Origin of the sequence: Olivibacter domesticus (assembly GCF_900109575.1) — a bacterium.
GTDB lineage: Bacteria > Bacteroidota > Bacteroidia > Sphingobacteriales > Sphingobacteriaceae > Olivibacter > Olivibacter domesticus.
On sequence record NZ_FOAF01000001.1, the window covers coordinates 2447772 to 2465563 of the forward strand.

Here is a 17792-nt window from a genome sequence, read left to right on the forward strand (position 1 = left end):
CGCTTTGATTAAAATTTGTAGCTATACCCCACACGAACAACCTGGGTTTCATAATAATCTCGACTTAAATAGTTAAAACCCGCTCCTTTCACTTCCCTTTTTATCCGCAATGTATTAGCTATATCCGTCGCATTCAGGAATATTTCACCTTTACCTTGTTGTATCGGTTTTTTAAGTCCTCCATCAATAGAAAACCGGGCATATATCTTCCCTTGAGGCACAATATCTGGTGCCAAGTAGATCGCCGTAAACTGCAGATCGAATTGACGTGGCAGATGAAACATTGTATTTAGTTTCACATTACCCGAGAGCATATCCTGACGATCAGCGGTAAATACGTTTTCAACAGGATATTTATTAACCACGGTGAAGGCATTGATAACGTTTCTATAACCGTTGAGGTTCAGATTGAAGGTTGCCCATTTAGCGGCGTCCTGACTGAACACCAGCTCAACACCTGTATTGTAGCTTCTTCCCGCATTCTGGAAGATATTATAGATCAGGTTGCTTCCCGGTACGGTGCTGGCAATCCTGGTAATGGTTGCATCCATGCTTTTATGATAGACCGCGGAATAAACCGATCCGCTGTTCCAGCTTCTGTTGTATCCCAGTTCGTAGGAGTCGGTAAACTGGGGGCGCAGGCCGGGGTTACCCACTTTAATGATCTCGGCGTCATCATATTTAGGAAAAATACGGATATCTACCTCGTTTGGTCGATCAACACGGCGGTTGTAAAAAACAGACAACTTATTCCGTTGGTTAAACTTATAGCCCAAACGCAGATTAGGAAAAGGCCGCATGTAATCATATCCGTCGCTCCTATAGGTAGGATGGTAAGGGTTCACATTATATTGCACTCGTACGTATTCCATACGCAGCCCTGCTTCTATTTCGAAATATCTATTTTCAAAAATATAATTTCCGTAAAGTGCAGGTATCGTTTCACGGTAATCTGCCCATCCACCGGCAGTGCTATCAAGCGGTGAGTTCAATCCTGGCAAAAAAGTCATGTCGGTTGGGATATCCCTCCTCCTGAATTTCAGTCCTACCTCAATCCGCCCGGATCGAAGGGGTTGCACATAATCGAGCGTAAAATCGGTAACATGTTCATCTGAAATTAGTTTAAAGGCATCCTGACCGGTAAAGGAGGGCATGGTGTTAGTAAAGAAATATTTCTCATCTTCCCGGTGAAACGTATAGTTCAGTCCCACATTCAACAGTCTACCTGGTTGTTTGAACCGATGCTGCCAAGTTGTAAAAACCGTTACCGTAGTTTTCAACTCATCTTCTAAAAATTGCCAAAGGCGAAGCTGTTCTGATAGATCCCCGTTAAAGAAAGGTTCATCGCCACGGTCGATGATCTTTTCACTGCTGAAAAGCCCTGAAACGGTCAGCGTATTATTTCTATTTATATACCAATCAAGCCCCCCCTTTCCGGTGACCACATTGGTATTCCGGTTGCGCTTAGTCTGCTGCCTTACCATATCCCCATTATCATAAACCCTATCTACAAACTCATTTTTGTTCAAGGTGTGGGTGTACAAGTTATCCCCTTGTAGAAATACATTGATGTTCTTTTTACGGTAATTCAGCGATAAGGAGGGATTTATTTTGGGCGTATTGGTATATTGCGGTCGGATGCCCGGAAGATTCTCCTTTTTGATCCAAAGTGCTCCCAATCCAGTTGATAGTCCAACCTTTCCGTTAAGTCCTTCCTGCTTTTCTTTCTTGTAGATGATGTTCACGATCCCTGCATTACCGTTGGCATCAAACTTTGCAGAGGGATTATTGATCACCTCTATCCGCTCAACGGCAGACGCTGGAATATTATCTAGCCCCGACTGGCCGCCGAAGCCTGTCAGGGCTGTTTGCTTACCGTCAATCAATACCACAACCTTATCGCTTCCGCGCAGTTGCACTTTCCCATCATCTCCCATCGTGATACCGGGAAGGTTACGCATCGCCTCCAACAAAGAACCACCTGCCTGCGTAATGTTATCAGTTACCTTAAATACTTTACGGTCCATCTGCATCGAAATAGCATCCTGCCTATCGGTAACCGTCACTTCCTCCAACTGTCTTGTATCGGGGATTAAGGTCACAGTTCCCAGATCAAGAAATTCGCTTAATTGACCTACAGCTTCATTTTGAGTTTTTGACTCGTAACCAATTAAACTGATTTCCAATATATAATTCCCGCTGGCTACGTCTGATAAAGTAAAAGTACCGTCTTCCTTGGTAATCGTGCCCGTAACAAATCTGCTTTCTTCTTCAGTTTTTAGTGTTATGTTGGCAAATGCCAGACCTGTTTGGGTAACAGCATCTATAACATTGCCAGAAAGGGTAACTTTTTTTTCTTGACTATATAATTTGATTGCGAATGCTAAATAGATTCCAAACAGGATAATCGACTTCATAAAATGGAAGTTTAGTACGTCTCTCAGCAAAGGTGTAGATGGAATCTGTAGAAATTCTGATCTCTAGTTGCGGCATCTCTTGATATCATTAAAGGCTAGGATTTTTCTCCCGCATTTGGAACAGATACCAGTGTTTTTCTTAATCAATGGGGCCGCGATGAAGGCCTTAGGTTGATTGTACGGTTAGAAGAAAGCTTGCGCATTACCCGCGTTCAGGTGGCATCAGAGCAGCTCACTTCCACATTGAAAAACTTGAAGTGGCTTTGTTTATAGTCTACGAGATGAGTAACATGTGTTTTATATTTTATGTTAAACGCTGCTATTAAATAACGATATATCCCATTCGCCCCAACGCCTAACAATCTGGTTATCTGCCACCTCGATGATTTCGATTCCGGTAATGACCGATCTCTTATTCGTTGGTCCATGCCCTAAAAAAATGGATTTATTGGTCCCTTGAGCCCGCCAGCGAACAGCAACCCGAGCTTGCTGTTCGTCAATTACCAAATCCTCAACAGTTGTTATCAAATCGGGAAAGGCATGTATCATCTCCCTGAGACCTGAGGCGAACCCTGCTTTTGTATTGGACCTCCCTGCTGAGGAACAGTCCTCAAAATGATCGGCATGGAGTTCATCAAATAATGCCCAATTAACTGGGCTACACCATAACGAAATCCACTGACGAGCAATATGTTCCAACTGGCTTCTCATTTTCTACTATCACCTGCTTCCCTATAAAAAATGTTTATTCCATCTACTTTTATGGTCTTGTTATATAGCTGTCTGTCCATATTTGTGTTTAATTTTGGTAGCTAACCTTTTTGAAGACGGATCAAATATACACACCACTACTCGCTCTCTCAAGTCTGTAGTTTAATAACTCTCTTTTTGAGCTGATTAGCTATATTCCGTATAACTCGGCCGCGGCAGGATTACCTCGTTTCACTCGGTGATCCTGTGAAAGGGAAATGACAGACCAAAAGCTTTTGTCTGTCAGGTTGGCGGAATGACCACCCGCAAACGTCGCAAGGATTTGAAACCCATATTCCGCATACGCGTCACCAATCGATTTAATAAATCTACCCCAAATTCCCACCAATCCGATTGTATATATTCTTCATCTTTAGTGGAAGGGAGGCTCCGAGTCGCATTCTTTTGGTTGAGGATGTTGCCGTATGCCCATTGTCGGATAGAAAATTTACCAAATTGATATTGTCTTGAGGAAAAATCAAGCAGTCCTGTTTCCTTAAATGTAATTTGGTTAGGGCCAGTCTAGCGGCTGGTGTTTTAGCTATAATTAAACCATCGCCTAGACTGGGTAAATAATACCCGATAACAGTTTCGTCTTCTAGGTACATCATACTATCATGAAGATATTTATCCAATAGAATGCTTCTATTTTCACTTGAAGTCTCCCTATCTAAAGAAAGAATCTGTTTTAAGGTTATTGCTTTGAGATTTCTCCGCTTCGAGCAGGCTTCGACTAAGGTTCGACAGCTTTCCGACACTCGTAGGTACCCGATGGGTACCTGCTCCCAGACTGCTCTATTATTCCTTCGACAACTGTTCGACAAGTCTTCGACAGCGCTTCGACTGTTCTTCGACAACGACTCGAAGGGTTGTCGAAGAACAGTCGAAGAACAGTGGGAGAACCCTCGAAGGAATATCGGAGCAGGTATTGCTCAGGTAATCAGCAGATACGGAAGACGGTGGAGCGCCAGTCGAAGCAGTGTGGGAGAGAGTGGGTTAATACTCTGACTGATTCTTCGTGCGTTTCTGGTCTATTTTCGGTATTTTTAGCCAGAACGCTTAGCCCTGCCTTGAGCCTACCTAAGCCCTGTCCTTGCTAACAAATTCATTCGTTCCTCTATTTGCTCGGGCGATGGCTGGAAATCCGAAATATCCTTTTGTCTGAAAATTAGTGCGAATTCTTTCATTGTTTATTATATTTTGTGCATGGGCGTACCGATAACTAGTATATCGGCCTCCTGAACATCATGAAACACGGATTCCGAATAACTTCGTATCGGATTAGCGGCTTTATCAATCTCCAATGGCATTTTATAAAATTCGTTAATAGATTCCGGATTGAAGAAGGACGGCGTCTCTTTTGTTAAATCTTTTTCCACGACCTTGCTATATCTACCAAAGGGTCAAAGCATAAAACGGCTCACGGATAGCGCATATCTTAAAGCAGGTACAACCGGGCAAGTTAATCTGCCCGGTTGTACCTGCTTTAAGACGATAGGTTCTTACTTTTTGAGTGAAAAAGAAGCAATTTGCAGTATAAATAATTGTCGAACTTATTTTGACACTTGCTGGGTGCAACATTCATTAGAAGCTCAGGCAATTTTACAAACCCAAGAACCATTTGGTAGTTTCAATCCTCGAAGCCTCCGGTCCAATCTCAAGACGCCTAGCATAAATTTGCTGTGCTTTTCCACCTGCAGGATAGCGAAGTGTATCCTTTCCGTCAGTTGCTGCAATGAAAATAACTTCTGCAATATCAATAGATTCGCCAGATTGCTGTATCCCGCCAATCATCTTCTGAATCACGTTATCGTACAAAGGATGTGAAACGACGTCTGCGGATGTAAATAAATTGGTTTTCGTTGCATCAGGAGAAACGGTTTTGACGCCTATGCCAAACATCGACAATTCAATAGACAAACATTCGCTTAAACCTTCTAACGCCCATTTGGTAGCATTGTAAACATTGCTTAAGGGAAAACCCGTAAGCCCTGCCATGGAGGTAGTGTTGATAAATAATCCACCTTTCTTTTCCCTAAAATAGGGTATGAACGCCTGAATAATCTTTAATGGACCTAAAAAATTTGTGTTAACTTGTTTTAATATTTGTTGCTCGTTAACAGCTTCCACAGGACCGAATAAGCCATGACCGGCATTATTTAATACAACATCAATATCGCCTAAGGAAATTGCCGATTGGACCGTTGACTGAATTTGATCATCCTTGGTTACGTCTAAAGGAAGGATAATTACATTATCTAATGCAGTCAACTCGGTTTCCTTTTCTGGTGTTCTCATGGTTGCTACCACCTTCCAGCCTTTAGCTTGAAATAATTTTGCAGTTGCTTTACCAATACCTGACGAAGCCCCTGTAATAAAGATTGTTTTCATATCTCTTATTTTCTAAGCTTCAAAAATATATCCCAAAAAGTATATATTTGATACTTGTATCCTAAAGGATACTTAATTCATTTTTAATACTGGGATGGCACAAAATAACAAGAAAAGAGATTTTAAAGAAAAGATAAAAGCCATACAGGATACCATGTTTGTATTGGGTGGCAAATGGAAGTTACCGATTATACTTTCCATTTATAGTGGTAACAAGCGATTCAACGATATTGCTGGATCTATCCCTGGAATTACCAATCGTGTATTGTCTAAAGAGTTAAAGCACCTGGAGCAAAATTTACTGATTAGCAGAACGGTGATAAACGATTACCCTGTCAGAATCGAATACGCTATTACCGACTACTGTTTGACTACAGAAGAGGTAGCAGCTCCATTGGAAAAATGGGGCAAAAACCATCGTAAAAAGCTCCAGGAAAAAGTATAAGATTTTTTTCATTAAACCAGACATCGATGATCTACCTTGGTGAAATGAAACAGGACAAAATGGAACTTTTTCCACTTTGTTCGATCAAGTCGGGGTGGCAGGATTACCTCGTTTCACTCGGTGATCCTGTAGGGGGGATGACAGACAAAAAGCCGCACTACGTGCGCTGCCTTTTGTTGTTTTACACGCTCGCTCAAGCAAGCTTGGCTCGCCCTAAAACAACAAAAGCCCTTGCTTTCGCAAGAGCTTTTTGTCTGTCGGGGTGGCAGGATTCGAACCTACGACCTCCACATCCCAAATGTGGCGCGATACCGGGCTACGCTACACCCCGAACTGGTATCTTTTTTTGCTTACTTTAGTAAAGTACTTCTGTAAACGGAGTGCAAATATAGAATTTGTTTTTAAATAAGTGAAATTTATTTTATAGTTTTTTCCCAATATATAATAGATCACCTATAAGCTTACCTGTACGCACTAAATTTTCATAGGTGCTGCCCTTCAGTTCTGAAAAAGAGGCAGCCATATGGTTTATTGGAATTATTTCATCAAAATATTGCGCCAGCTGTTCGTTATATTCTAATGGAACTTTACCTGCTATACCAATTACAGGCATGCCTCTCTCTTTCGCCTTTACCGCTACACCGTATGGGCCCTTCCCCTCTAATGTCTGTTCGTCTAAGGCCCCCTCTCCCGTAATGACTAAATCGATATTATTCAGTTTCTGTTCAAAGGCAGCAGCTTCCAAAAAATAATCGATACCGCTTACTAAGTCGGCATCAGCCATCGCCCACAGTCCTGCAGCAACACCGCCGGCAGCACTTCCTCCAAGCAATTTGGAAGCATCTTTACCTAAATCAGTAATCCATCTACAATTTAAGCGTTCTAAAAAATCATCTAACAGCTCCACTTGATCGGCCGTAGCGCCTTTCTGAGGGCCAAACACAAAAGCAGCACCGTTGACACCTAATAATTTATTTTTAACATCACTCAACACCGTAATTTTGCAATATTTCACTCGTTCATCTAAACCCGACAAGTCTACTTCTTCTACTTCTTGCAAGCTTTCTGGTGACAAACCTAATATCTCGCCCTTATTATTTTTAAATTTTGCACCTAAGGCAGCCATTATACCGCAGCCTCCATCTACTGTTGCCGACCCTCCTACTCCTAATACGATATGCCTTGCGCCTTTATTTAAAGCTTCAAGCATTACTTTCCCTGTACCCATCGAACTGGTGTTCATAGGATTTAATTCCCCTTCTTTCAAAAGTCGTATACCAGCAGTATCGGCCATCTCAATAAACGCCGTATGTGTTAATGATCTGTAACCGTATGTACTTTCAATTGATCTTCCTAAAGCGTCGCTGCTTTTCACGGAAACTACTTCTAGTTCCAAATAGGCACGAAGAAGGTCCATGGTACCATCACCGCCATCACCTATCGGAAGGGTTACGATGGTACAATGTAGTTTACTACTAGTTAGGCCCGCTGCTATTGCCTCCGCTACTTTATCGGCAGGTAGGCTATTTTTAAATGCATTAGGGGCGATCAATATTTGTATCATTACGCTTTTTCTTGCTCTTCTACCTCAATCTTCGGAGGCATCAATTTGTAAACTACAGGTGTCACAATACGCGACAACAAAGTGGAACTGATCAACCCTCCAATCATCACAATCGCCAAAGGCGAAATAAGCGGATTGCTCGACCACGCTATTGGCAGGAGCCCCCCTATCGCGGTCAAAGTGGTAAGGATTATCGGCAAAAAGCGAATTTCCCCTGCCTTTTCTATCGCCTCGTTCAATTCTGTACCTTCGCGTCTTAGCTGGTTTGTAAAATCTACCAGCAATATAGTGTTTTTCACTTCTATTCCGGCTAACGCTATAATGCCAATTGTCGCCACAAAAGATAAGGAATTTCCCGTCACCAGCAAAGCGAGCACTGCCCCTACTATTCCCAATGGTATCACTGATAACACAATAAGGGTGCTTTTAAAGGTCTTAAATTCGAGTACTAACACGGCAATAAATAGGAAAACGGTGACCATAATAACGGTACCGAAACCGCCAAAAGATTCTTGCCTACTCTCTACCTCTCCGCCCATCTCATAATGATATCCCGCTGGAAGTTTTTTAGCGTCCATCTTTTCTATGACGTCATTAATTACCCGATCATTTAAAAATCCTTTCTTCACAAAAGCATTCACCGACACCGTCCGAATTTTATTGATGTGGTTAATACTGACAGGAGAAGATTCGAATGTCAGGTTCGCTAACTGTTTAAGCGGAATGGCAGTGCCTTGCACATTATTGACATAAAGGTTGTTCAATACCGATAGGTCTGGATAAGCTTGGCGTGGTACACTCAGTCTTACGCGATAATCATCATTGTCTGAAGCCGGATCGCTATAGGTAGCTAGGTCAACACCTGCCAGTGCCATTCTTACCGTCTGATCTATAGTGACACTCGGAACGCCCAAACTTACAGCCTTATCCTTATTAATAGATAAACGGATATCTGTTTTATAGTTTTTAACAGGATTATTCACGTAAATAGTGCCTTTTGTTCCCTTGAGCAATTGCTCTGCTTCTGCTGCCAGATTACGCAGTGTATCCAAGTTTTCACCAAACAAGCGTATTTCTACCGGTGAGATGATGGGTGCTCCCTGCTCAAAATCTTTTACTTCTACTTTAGCTCCAGGATACGGGGTCCATTTATTTCGCAAATTTTCTATTATAACACTTTTTTTATCTGACTTTACATCTTCTTTCAGCTGTACAAAAATCTCTGCAAAATCTGTACGCTGGTTTTGTTGGGCTACGTTGTAATAGATACGTGGGTTTCCTTTGCCTACATTAGCCGTATAATACTTCACTTCTGGAATGGCGGCTAACTCTTTTTCAATTTGTTTGGTAATGCTATCGGTATAGAAGATACTTGCTTGCTGTGGCGCAGAAATATCAATTAAAAATTGTGGTTTCTCAGAGGCTGGGAATAAACTAAAACCGATAACCGGTATCAACCCCAATGAGGCAACAAAAATAATGGCTGCAACTAAAATAGCCATCCAGGGTTTTTTTAACGCCTTATCCAATAATACCGAATAGGTGCCGTGGATGACACGCTGAAAACCTCGCAATACAGCATTCCCTTCAGGATTTTCATGTGCCTTGAGTAGTCGACTGGATAGAAATGGAACTACCGTAAGCGCAATAATCATGGATGCTATAACGCTACTTATAACGGCCACAGGAAGGCTGCGTATAAAATCACCCGAGGCTTCCGGCATAAACATAAGCGGCATAAATGCGATAATCAAGGTAGCTGTACATCCTAAAACAGCCATTGCTATCTGACCTGTTCCCTTTATTGCGGCATCGAGTTTTGAATGTCCTTCTCTTAACCATCGCTCAATATTCTCTACCACCACAATACTGTCGTCAACCAGTAAACCCAATGCCACTACAAAACCCACAATACTTAATTGATTGAGACTGAAACCAAAAATATTGAGCAACACTAGTCCGATAGATAACGATAAGGGGATCGCAATCATCACCACTAAGGAAGCCCGATTTCCTAAAGGCAAAAGGGTAATAAGCACCAACGATACTGCAATCAAAAAGTCAATCCCTAAACCACTTAAACGATGGTTTACATTTTCTGCCTGATCAAAATGTAGCACTAAGTCCATATTTTTCGGTAAGTGCTGCTTAAATTTTTCTATCACCGGCAGATATGCGTCTTGTGTTTTACTGATATTTTCACCTGATTTCTGAGCAGCATTAACTAATAAACAACGATAGCCATTTAAACGGGTAACATGATCATCCGGAGCAAAATCTGGATATACTTCGGCAATATCGCGTAGCAAAACGTTTTTACCTTCGCTGCTAAAAACAATGGTGTTTTTTATTTCATCTACACTCTGATAGTTACCACTGGTTTTAACACTGAAAGACTTACCTCCCCCCAGCACACTTCCCCCGGGAATATTAGCTGCTTCACTTTGTATAGCATCCATTACTGTTTTTAAGGGGATATGCATCTGCGCTAACCTATCGGAATGGACATCTACACGTACCAATTGATCGGGCAAGCCGCTAATTTCAACATCCTTTAACGAGGGGATTTTTTCTAACTCATCTTGTAAATCTTCAGCTGCTTTTTTTAAAGCCTTACGTGAAGCATTCTGTGATATAAGTGCAAGCTGCACCACATTGACGCCACTTGGTTCTATTTTCTGAATGTCAATATTGTAAATATCTTGAGGAAGCTGCGGGCGCAAACCACCGATCTCTCGAACGAGCTCTTGGTATTTACTATCGTAATCACTCTCATATTTATATTCTACTGTTAATACAGCCAAACCGTTTAAAATAGTAGTTTTAATGCGTTTAATATCGTCCAACCCATATATTTTGGTCTCCATGGGTTTTACTACCAGCTCCTCCATATCTTTCGGACTGGTGCCTGGATATACCACTACTACCGGAAACATGGGCGATCGCATTTCGGGATCTTCTGATCTCGGCATGCTTAACATCGTGCTTATTCCAACCACTATGACCATGACGACCATTATCAAGGTAAACTGATTGTTCTTTATTGCGTATGATGAAATATTCATTTTTTTTAGCTTTCAGCCTTTAGCGTTTTGCTACCGGCTCTTGATAATTGTAATTGGTACTTCGTTTATTTCGTTAATTAATTCGCTACAAACACAAGGCTACAAGACCATTAACAACTAAACAACGACTCAACAATTTAACCATATACCTAATCTACTACCTTTATTGGTGAGCCATCGGTTAAATAAGCACTTCCCGAAATGATGAGTGAACGAGCATTTTCCAGTCCTGCCGAGACTAACACTTTGTCCTGCTGCACTGCATCCACCGATATCTCTATACGTTTAGCTGTCTTACCATCATCTGTAATAAAAACAAAGGCTTTACCAGCGTCTCCATCTAAAATAGCATCGTATGGAATTTGCCAGCCTTCTGTTTGTTGTTTAGATCTAATAATGGCCTGTGCAAACATCCCGGCACCAATTTTCAGCCCATCACTACCTGAAGTAAGCTTTAACATAATGGTAAAAACACCGGAAGAAGGGTCTATCCCTTCAGACTTTTTATAAACGATGGCTGGTATGGCTTTATTTATCACATCAGAGGTAACAATGGCCGAATCACCAAGGGAAATAGCCGCCCATTGCTTATCACTCACCCCTACCTTTAATTGCCAATCACTACCACCAGTCTTATTCAGTTGTAATACTGCTGTGCCTGGCCCAACGACCTGTCCATCGTTCACTAAACGTCTTAAAACGAAGCCACTAGCACTTGCTCTAATTTCTGTTTGGTTCAGGTTGTAATTAGCCGAACGAAGCTGCTCTTGTGCTATGCGTAATGCTGTTTCAGCGTTTTGGAATTGCTCCAAAGTAACAACACTATCTTTGTACAGTTGCTGTGCCCGCTTAAAATCACGTTTAGCCTTTTCTTCTGATAACTTAGCTTGCATGACAGAGGCATCCACCTCAGTTGGATTCAATGTAGCTAACAGTTGACCCGCTTTTACAGCATCGCCTTCTTTTACATAAACCCTATTAATTACTCCTCCATTTTTAAAAGATACGATTGCCTCGTTATCAGTCGTAAATACACCGGAAGTTCTTACCTCTTGTCCGGATGAATGCGGAGATAAAGCCAGTAGCTTTACCGGAATAGTATCTTCTTTTAACCCTTCGGTCGACCGGCTCTCTGAACTTCCGCAAGAAGCTATCAGGAAAGGCAGTAGTAGACATAATAAACTAATTCTATTCATGACATTATTTTTTTAATGGATAAGCTGCTGTTTCTCTCTCTAGCTCGGCGGAAGCTAGCAGCACATTATATTTGTTTACAAGGGTGGCTAACTGTGCACTAGTTAGCTGATTGCGCGCATCAATGGTTTCTATATACGTATTGGTTCCTGCTTTATAGCCTTTATCAATTAGCCGCTGATAAGCAGCGGCCGACTCCAGTTGTTTTAGGGAAGACTGGTATGTTTGCCACGAGGCCAATAGATTATTTTTTGCCACATTGGAACTAACTTGCAGCTGTTTTTCAATATATGCTCGATTGAGAGAAGCATCCGCTAACTCCAATTGTGATTGTTTTACCTTTATGCGATTTCTATTTCCACTGTAAATCGGGAGATCGAACTGCAGCCCCACCATAGCATACCTCGACTGATCATTAAAACGCATCTGCTCGGCCTGCGACCCGAGGTCTAAAAAACCGCTGATTTTAGGAATGGAGAATTTCTTATTCATTTTTATGATGTTTTCATTGATATGTATCACCTGCTGCAATGATTTTAATTCTTCTCTACCACTAATCTCAGGATCTGATTGAAGCAGGACAGTTGCCCTATTCAGCGCGTCGTCTGCGTTATAAGCAGTGTCGATAGCAGTTTCTCCGTCTCTATTAAGTAAGGAATTAAAATATAGTCGCGCATTAACTTGCTGTTGAGCGGCCTGCGTAACCTGTGCCCTTACTTGTTCTATCTCACTGTTAGACCGCAATACATAGGCATGAAGCCCTTTACCACTTTCCAATAAACGCTCATTAACTCGTTTTGATTCTTCAGCTAATCGTAAAGCCGATTGATATATTTTAACGGCTTGCTGCGCATTTAAAAAATTAAAATATGCAGACTTAATATTCTTTATGAGCTCTCTTTCGTAAGTCTGTACTTCGAACTCCTGCAGGGTAACTTGCTGCTCATTAATCTTTCTATTATAGATAATATCGGTATTTATAATAGGTACCGTTGTTCGCACTCTGGCATCGTAGTAGTTTTTAGGCAGGAAATTGATGGATTCATTTTCCAGCATGGGAAAGTTCTGCGAATTAGTTAGTTGGTTTAAAGTAGCATATACAGGGTTCATTAAATCACCCAATGGCAATGAAATACTACGTCCGCCGGTAGCTGTACTGTAAGAAGCTTGTAATGCAACACTTGGTTGATACATGCTTTTGGCTGTCTTTAGCGCTAAAAGTGCTTTATCTAGCGAAATATTCTTCCGCTTCAAGACTAGGTTATGCTGCATTCCCTCGTCTATATAACCTTCTAATATGCTTGTCTGTCCTTTTAGTAAAAAAGGAAAACACAGGAATGAAAGCAATATAAAAATAAACGGTGTTTTCATTATTAACAGTGTTATTTAATGAATAAAAAAATTTAACTTTTTAGTTGTTCTAAAAATTTGATATAGTTATTAAAAGCGGCTTCTAGAATCTGTCCTCCATCTTGAAGTTCTACTAAATGCTTTTCTACCACGTGTGTAATATGTCCATGCATATTCAAGGTGCTTAAACCATGTACTGTAGACCATATTAGTAATGAAAACATCCTTGTATCATGGCCTCCAAAATAACCAGCTTGCTGGCAATCAGCAATTGTATGTACTAAAAAACTGAAAGCTTCAACTCCCTCGTCCCATTGCTCTTCCTCTCCTTCCCCGCAAACGTTTTCTAAAAACTCAAGCGGTTCCTTCATAACGAACATCAATTCATAAAATTCTCTATTTTCTATCGAGAATTGCAAATAGGTACGCCCCATAGCCTTTAATCGCTCAAAAGGATTTTCGACATTACTTAGGGCAGAAAATTTTGTACGCAGCAATTTAAAACCTTCTTTTTGCAAGGCATATATAATATCATTCTTGTCTTTATAATAGAGGTAAATAGTGGTCGGGCTAAACTCTATAGCAGATGCGATTTTTCTAATAGAAGTAGCATCGTAACCTTCTTTTAAAAATAATACTTTAGCCGCATCTAATATGCGTTGTCTTAAATCTTCTTTATGCCTTTCTTTACGTTCTTTTATACCCATTTTTTCACCTATAATCTAATAACACTGCAAACATAGTTAACAGTGTTAATATTTGCAAATTTTTTTATCTTTTTATGGCAGCTTGGCGCTTGAAATTTGATAATTGCGTTTTGATACTTATATCTTGGCACTTACCTTCTCCTGAAATTGTTACATCTTTTGCTTCTCAATTAAAACTTAAAAATTTTACCTTCGTTTTTAAAGCAGTCAACGATTCTAAAAAGCAACAAACATTTGGACTATTATTAATAACATTATTTATTTTTAATTAATTAATTCAATTTGCCAAATTTTTACAACAATTAATTTTAACGCACATGAAGTATTATTTCCCTTTATTGTATTGTGGAATTGCGGTGATGACTTTCCAAGGTTGCACGCAATCCGAAAAAGGAACCACCCTCAGCAATACTCCTGAAAAATTGATTGACCCGGCCAATATGGACACGACCGTTAAGCCAGGTGATGATTTTTTTCATTATGCCAGTGGTGTTTGGTTAAAAAACAATCCTGTACCAGCAAAAGAAACACGATGGGGTAGTTTCAATCAATTACGGGATTTTAATGCAAAGGCCGTAAAAAGTATTCTTGAAGAGGTTGTAAATAACAAAGAAGCGAAAGCTGGTAGCCCAGAACAACGTGTTGGTGATTTCTTTGCAAGCGCCATGGACAGCACACAAATAGATGCTCGGGGGGATGAACCAATTAAAGCGGACCTGGCAAGAATAAATGATATTTCAACTATAAAAGATATTGTAGGTGAAATTGGTTTTCAACATACTGTAGGTATTGGTTCTCCTTTATATCGATTCAATATAGATCAGGACGAAAAAAACACGGCAGCTAACATTGCTCAGTTCGGTCAAGGCGGACTCACATTGCCAGACCGCGATTATTACTTGGTTAATAATACGCGCAATCGCGATATTAAGCAGGCTTATGAAACTTATGTACAGAAACTTTTTACATTGGCCGGCTCTGATGACGCGCTAGCTGTAAAAAAGTTTGAACAAATTTGGGAAATTGAAAGTGCATTGGCAAAAGCTCAATGGAGCCGGGAGGAAATGCGGGATCCCTATAAAACATATAACAAACTGACACTAGCAGCTCTAGAGAAGTCTGCCCCTCAACTCAACTGGCAGGAGACATATAACATTTTGAAAATTAAAGGCGCAGATAGCGTTATTATAAATAATCCCGATTTTTTCAAAAATACTGCTTCTCTATTAACTGATGAAAAAATTGATCAGTGGAAAACATACCTACAATGGAATGTACTGAAAAATGCCGCTCCTATATTAAGTACACCATTTATAGAGGCAAGTTTTGCTTTTACGCAAGCGCTGACAGGCCAGAAGGAAATTACGCCACGTTGGCAACGTAGCTTTAACGTGATTGATGAAAATATTGGTGATTTACTGGGGCAGTTATATGTTGCCAAATATTTTAAACCCGAAGCTAAAAAAAGAATGGTAGAGCTGGTGAAAAATCTCTCCGAAACATATGAAGAGCGTATCAAAACACTCGACTGGATGAGTGAAACTACTAAAAAGAAAGCCATTGAAAAGCTTCGTGCATTTACACCAAAAATTGGCTACCCCGATAAATGGAAAACCTATAACGATTTGGAAATTAAGCGTGATGACTACTTCGGAAACATAAGAAGAGCCAAAACCTGGGACTATAATGACATGGTGGCTCAGCTGGGTAAACCGGTTGATAAAACACGTTGGGGTATGACTCCTCCTACGGTAAATGCATATTATAATCCGGTAAACAATGAAATTGCTTTTCCTGCTGGTATCTTACAGTTTCCTTTCTTTGACTTCGCTGCTGATGATGCTGTAAACTATGGGGGCATTGGAGCAGTTATTGGTCATGAAATGACACATGGGTTTGATGACCAAGGCAGGCAATATGCTGCTGATGGAAACTTAAAGGATTGGTGGACAAAAGAGGATGCCGACAATTTTAAGAAGCTGGCAGACAAAGTGGTTAACCAATACAGTGGCTATACCGTTTTGGACACCTTACATGTGAAGGGAAAGCTGACTTTAGGAGAAAATTTAGCTGATCTCGGTGGCTTGGCAATGGCCTATGCTGCCTTTAAGAAGACCCCTCAAGGGCAATCGGATGAAAAGATTGATGGCTTAACACCTGATCAACGATTCTTTTTATCTTGGGCGCAGGTATGGCGCATGAATACGACCCCTGAAACTGCCGCACAGCTTATTACAGTGGACCCGCACTCACCTGCTGATGCAAGAACAGTTGGACCGATCGTAAACATGGATGCATGGTACAAAGCTTTTGATGTGAAAGAGGGTAATAAGCTTTACAAAGCTGAAAATGAACGTGTGAGGGTATGGTAGTTGATTATTGGTTATTAGTTGTGAGTAAATATGATGATTACTCCTCTGGTGTAAAGCAATACCATTCAACAACTAAACTTCTTAACCACTCAACAATTCGACTATTCAACTACTCAACTATTTAAACAACATAGAAAAAAGGTATTAGATTTAAAAATCTAATACCTTTTCTTTTTATACTATATTACTGAACACTGATAATAAGCAATAACAATCTATTTGTTAAATGCCTTTATCCCGCTCTGTAAAAAGTCTATATAATTTTGGGGATCATAATCAGCTCCCTGTGGCGGCACCAGTACCTTTCCCTGTCCATCTACAATCACATATAAGGGCTGTGAGTTGCTATTGAATGTAGCGGCCTGGAAATCGCTCCATTTTTTACCAATGGTGTTTATCTTCTTTTTGCTGTAGGTGGAAACATACTGTTCCTCTTCGGGAAGTGCCGTCTTATCGTCTACAAAAAGCTCGGCCATCACAAATTCATTGTTCAACAGTTCCCTCACCCTGGGTTCGGTCCATACATTGGCTTCCATTTTACGGCAGTTCACACAGTTCCAGCCGGTAAAATCGATCAGTACAGGTTTTTTGAGCTCTCTTGAAACCTCCAGGGCCTGCTGGTAATCGTAGTAAGGATCAAATCCTTTCGGGGTACCGCGTTCGTGAAAAATTTCGGCATATTTCTTCTTTACCGAACTGCCGTGGGCAGCCGTAGAAGGGACGGTTATACCGGTGCTCAGGTCAAAGTCCTGCGTGGCACTGGGCGGCAGGAAGGCACTGACCGATTTCAGGGGAGCCCCCCACATACCGGGAACCAGGTAAACGACAAATGAAAGGACAATGATGGCAAAGAAGGTGCGCGGTACGGAAAGATGGGCCGGTTCACTGTCGTGTGCAAACCTTAATTTGCCCAGCAGGTACAGCCCCATTAAACCGAAGATAACGATCCAGAGGGCCAAAAACACCTCCCGGTCCAGCCAGTCCCAGTGATAGGCCAGGTCCACATTGGATAAGAACTTAAGGGCAAAGGCAAGCTCCAGAAAGCCGAGCACCACTTTTACACTGTTGAGCCAGCCACCGGATTTGGGGAGCGAGTTGAGCAGGGATGGAAACAGAGCAAAGAGGGCAAAGGGAATAGCCAGGGCCAGCGAGAAACCGAACATGCCGATAGCCGGGCCGAGACGGTCTCCCTTGGAGGCGGCGTCGACCAGCAGGGTCCCTATCAGCGGACCTGTACAGGAGAAAGACACCAGGGCAAGGCTGAAAGCCATAAAAAAGATCCCTATGAGCCCTCCCTGATCAGATTTGGCGTCGATCTTATTGACAAATGAACTGGGCAGGGTGATCTCAAAGGCTCCCAGAAAGGAGGCTCCAAAGGCTACCAGTAATAAAAAGAACAGGAAGTTGAAGACACCATTGGTAGAGAGGGCATTGAGCGCATCTGAGCCGAAGAAGATGGTGACCAGCATGCCCAGGGCGACGTAAATGATAATAATGGATAAACCATAGATGGTTGCCTGTCCAATGGCCCTGGCCC

At 41.4% G+C, this 17792-nt stretch carries 13 protein-coding genes and 1 tRNA gene; 2 read left to right on the top strand and 12 right to left on the bottom strand.

What is annotated here, in order from left to right; translation table 11 throughout:
- Nucleotides 1-8 precede the first annotated feature (8 nt).
- The 5 genes from BMY50_RS10595 to BMY50_RS10620 form a co-directional block, all read right to left on the bottom strand.
- Nucleotides 9-2417, bottom strand: coding sequence for a TonB-dependent receptor domain-containing protein (locus BMY50_RS10595; protein WP_093323338.1), 2409 nt, complete (start codon nt 2415-2417; stop codon nt 9-11).
- Nucleotides 2418-2726: 309 nt separating this feature from the next.
- Nucleotides 2727-3128: an ester cyclase gene (locus tag BMY50_RS10600; RefSeq protein ID WP_093323340.1), complete on the bottom strand. Its 402-nt coding sequence runs from the start codon at nt 3126-3128 to the stop codon at nt 2727-2729.
- Between the two features lie 368 nt (nt 3129-3496).
- Nucleotides 3497-4024 (bottom strand): GNAT family N-acetyltransferase, encoded by a 528-nt coding sequence (locus BMY50_RS27930; protein WP_139202246.1) that lies wholly within the window; start codon nt 4022-4024, stop codon nt 3497-3499.
- Nucleotides 4025-4360: 336 nt separating this feature from the next.
- Nucleotides 4361-4546, bottom strand: a complete 186-nt coding sequence (locus tag BMY50_RS10615; RefSeq protein WP_093323344.1) for a hypothetical protein — start codon at nt 4544-4546, stop codon at nt 4361-4363.
- A 223-nt stretch (nt 4547-4769) separates the two neighbouring features.
- Nucleotides 4770-5558, bottom strand: coding sequence for an SDR family oxidoreductase (locus BMY50_RS10620; RefSeq protein WP_093323347.1), 789 nt, complete (start codon nt 5556-5558; stop codon nt 4770-4772).
- A 94-nt stretch (nt 5559-5652) separates the two neighbouring features.
- Between BMY50_RS10620 and BMY50_RS10625 the strand changes: the two genes are divergently transcribed.
- A complete protein-coding gene (locus tag BMY50_RS10625) occupies nt 5653-6003 on the top strand; it encodes a winged helix-turn-helix transcriptional regulator (protein WP_093323349.1) in 351 nt (116 codons plus the stop codon).
- 257 nt (nt 6004-6260) lie between these two features.
- On the opposite strand, the gene BMY50_RS10630 is transcribed toward BMY50_RS10625, so the two are convergent.
- The 6 genes from BMY50_RS10630 to BMY50_RS10655 all read right to left on the bottom strand — a co-directional run bounded on the left by BMY50_RS10630 (nt 6261) and on the right by BMY50_RS10655 (nt 13883).
- A tRNA-Pro gene (locus BMY50_RS10630) sits at nt 6261-6334 on the bottom strand.
- Nucleotides 6335-6424: 90 nt separating this feature from the next.
- Entirely contained in the window at nt 6425-7567 is a 1143-nt protein-coding gene (locus BMY50_RS10635; RefSeq protein WP_238383718.1) for a glycerate kinase, read from the bottom strand.
- Nucleotides 7567-10632, bottom strand: coding sequence for an efflux RND transporter permease subunit (locus BMY50_RS10640; RefSeq protein WP_093323352.1), 3066 nt, complete (start codon nt 10630-10632; stop codon nt 7567-7569). The genes BMY50_RS10635 and BMY50_RS10640 overlap by 1 nt, the downstream gene beginning before the upstream one ends.
- A gap of 149 nt (nt 10633-10781) precedes the next feature.
- Nucleotides 10782-11828: an efflux RND transporter periplasmic adaptor subunit gene (locus BMY50_RS10645; protein WP_093323355.1), complete on the bottom strand. Its 1047-nt coding sequence runs from the start codon at nt 11826-11828 to the stop codon at nt 10782-10784.
- 4 nt (nt 11829-11832) lie between these two features.
- Nucleotides 11833-13197, bottom strand: coding sequence for a TolC family protein (locus tag BMY50_RS10650; RefSeq protein ID WP_093323358.1), 1365 nt, complete (start codon nt 13195-13197; stop codon nt 11833-11835).
- A 32-nt stretch (nt 13198-13229) separates the two neighbouring features.
- On the bottom strand, nt 13230-13883 hold the full coding sequence (locus BMY50_RS10655) for a TetR/AcrR family transcriptional regulator (protein ID WP_093323361.1): 654 nt from the start codon (nt 13881-13883) through the stop codon (nt 13230-13232).
- 317 nt (nt 13884-14200) lie between these two features.
- On the opposite strand from BMY50_RS10655, the gene BMY50_RS10665 reads away from it, so the two are divergent.
- Nucleotides 14201-16255, top strand: coding sequence for a M13 family metallopeptidase (locus tag BMY50_RS10665; RefSeq protein WP_093323367.1), 2055 nt, complete (start codon nt 14201-14203; stop codon nt 16253-16255).
- Nucleotides 16256-16470: 215 nt separating this feature from the next.
- Here the strand turns inward: BMY50_RS10665 and BMY50_RS10670 are convergent.
- On the bottom strand, nt 16471-17792 hold a 1322-nt coding region (locus BMY50_RS10670; RefSeq protein ID WP_093323369.1), incomplete at its 5' end, for a protein-disulfide reductase DsbD family protein.

Excerpts from the sequence above, each read along its gene's own strand:
- BMY50_RS10655 (WP_093323361.1), bottom strand. The coding sequence starts at position 13,883 with ATGGGTATAAAAGAACGTAAAGAAAGGCATAAAGAAGATTTAAGACAA.
- BMY50_RS10620 (WP_093323347.1), bottom strand. The coding sequence starts at position 5,558 with ATGAAAACAATCTTTATTACAGGGGCTTCGTCAGGTATTGGTAAAGCA.
- BMY50_RS10665 (WP_093323367.1), top strand. The coding sequence starts at position 14,201 with ATGAAGTATTATTTCCCTTTATTGTATTGTGGAATTGCGGTGATGACT.
- BMY50_RS10635 (WP_238383718.1), bottom strand. The coding sequence starts at position 7,567 with ATGATACAAATATTGATCGCCCCTAATGCATTTAAAAATAGCCTACCT.
- BMY50_RS10640 (WP_093323352.1), bottom strand. The coding sequence starts at position 10,632 with ATGAATATTTCATCATACGCAATAAAGAACAATCAGTTTACCTTGATA.
- BMY50_RS10650 (WP_093323358.1), bottom strand. The coding sequence starts at position 13,197 with ATGAAAACACCGTTTATTTTTATATTGCTTTCATTCCTGTGTTTTCCT.
- BMY50_RS10600 (WP_093323340.1), bottom strand. The coding sequence starts at position 3,128 with ATGAGAAGCCAGTTGGAACATATTGCTCGTCAGTGGATTTCGTTATGG.
- BMY50_RS10645 (WP_093323355.1), bottom strand. The coding sequence starts at position 11,828 with ATGAATAGAATTAGTTTATTATGTCTACTACTGCCTTTCCTGATAGCT.
- BMY50_RS10595 (WP_093323338.1), bottom strand. The coding sequence starts at position 2,417 with ATGAAGTCGATTATCCTGTTTGGAATCTATTTAGCATTCGCAATCAAA.
- BMY50_RS10625 (WP_093323349.1), top strand. The coding sequence starts at position 5,653 with ATGGCACAAAATAACAAGAAAAGAGATTTTAAAGAAAAGATAAAAGCC.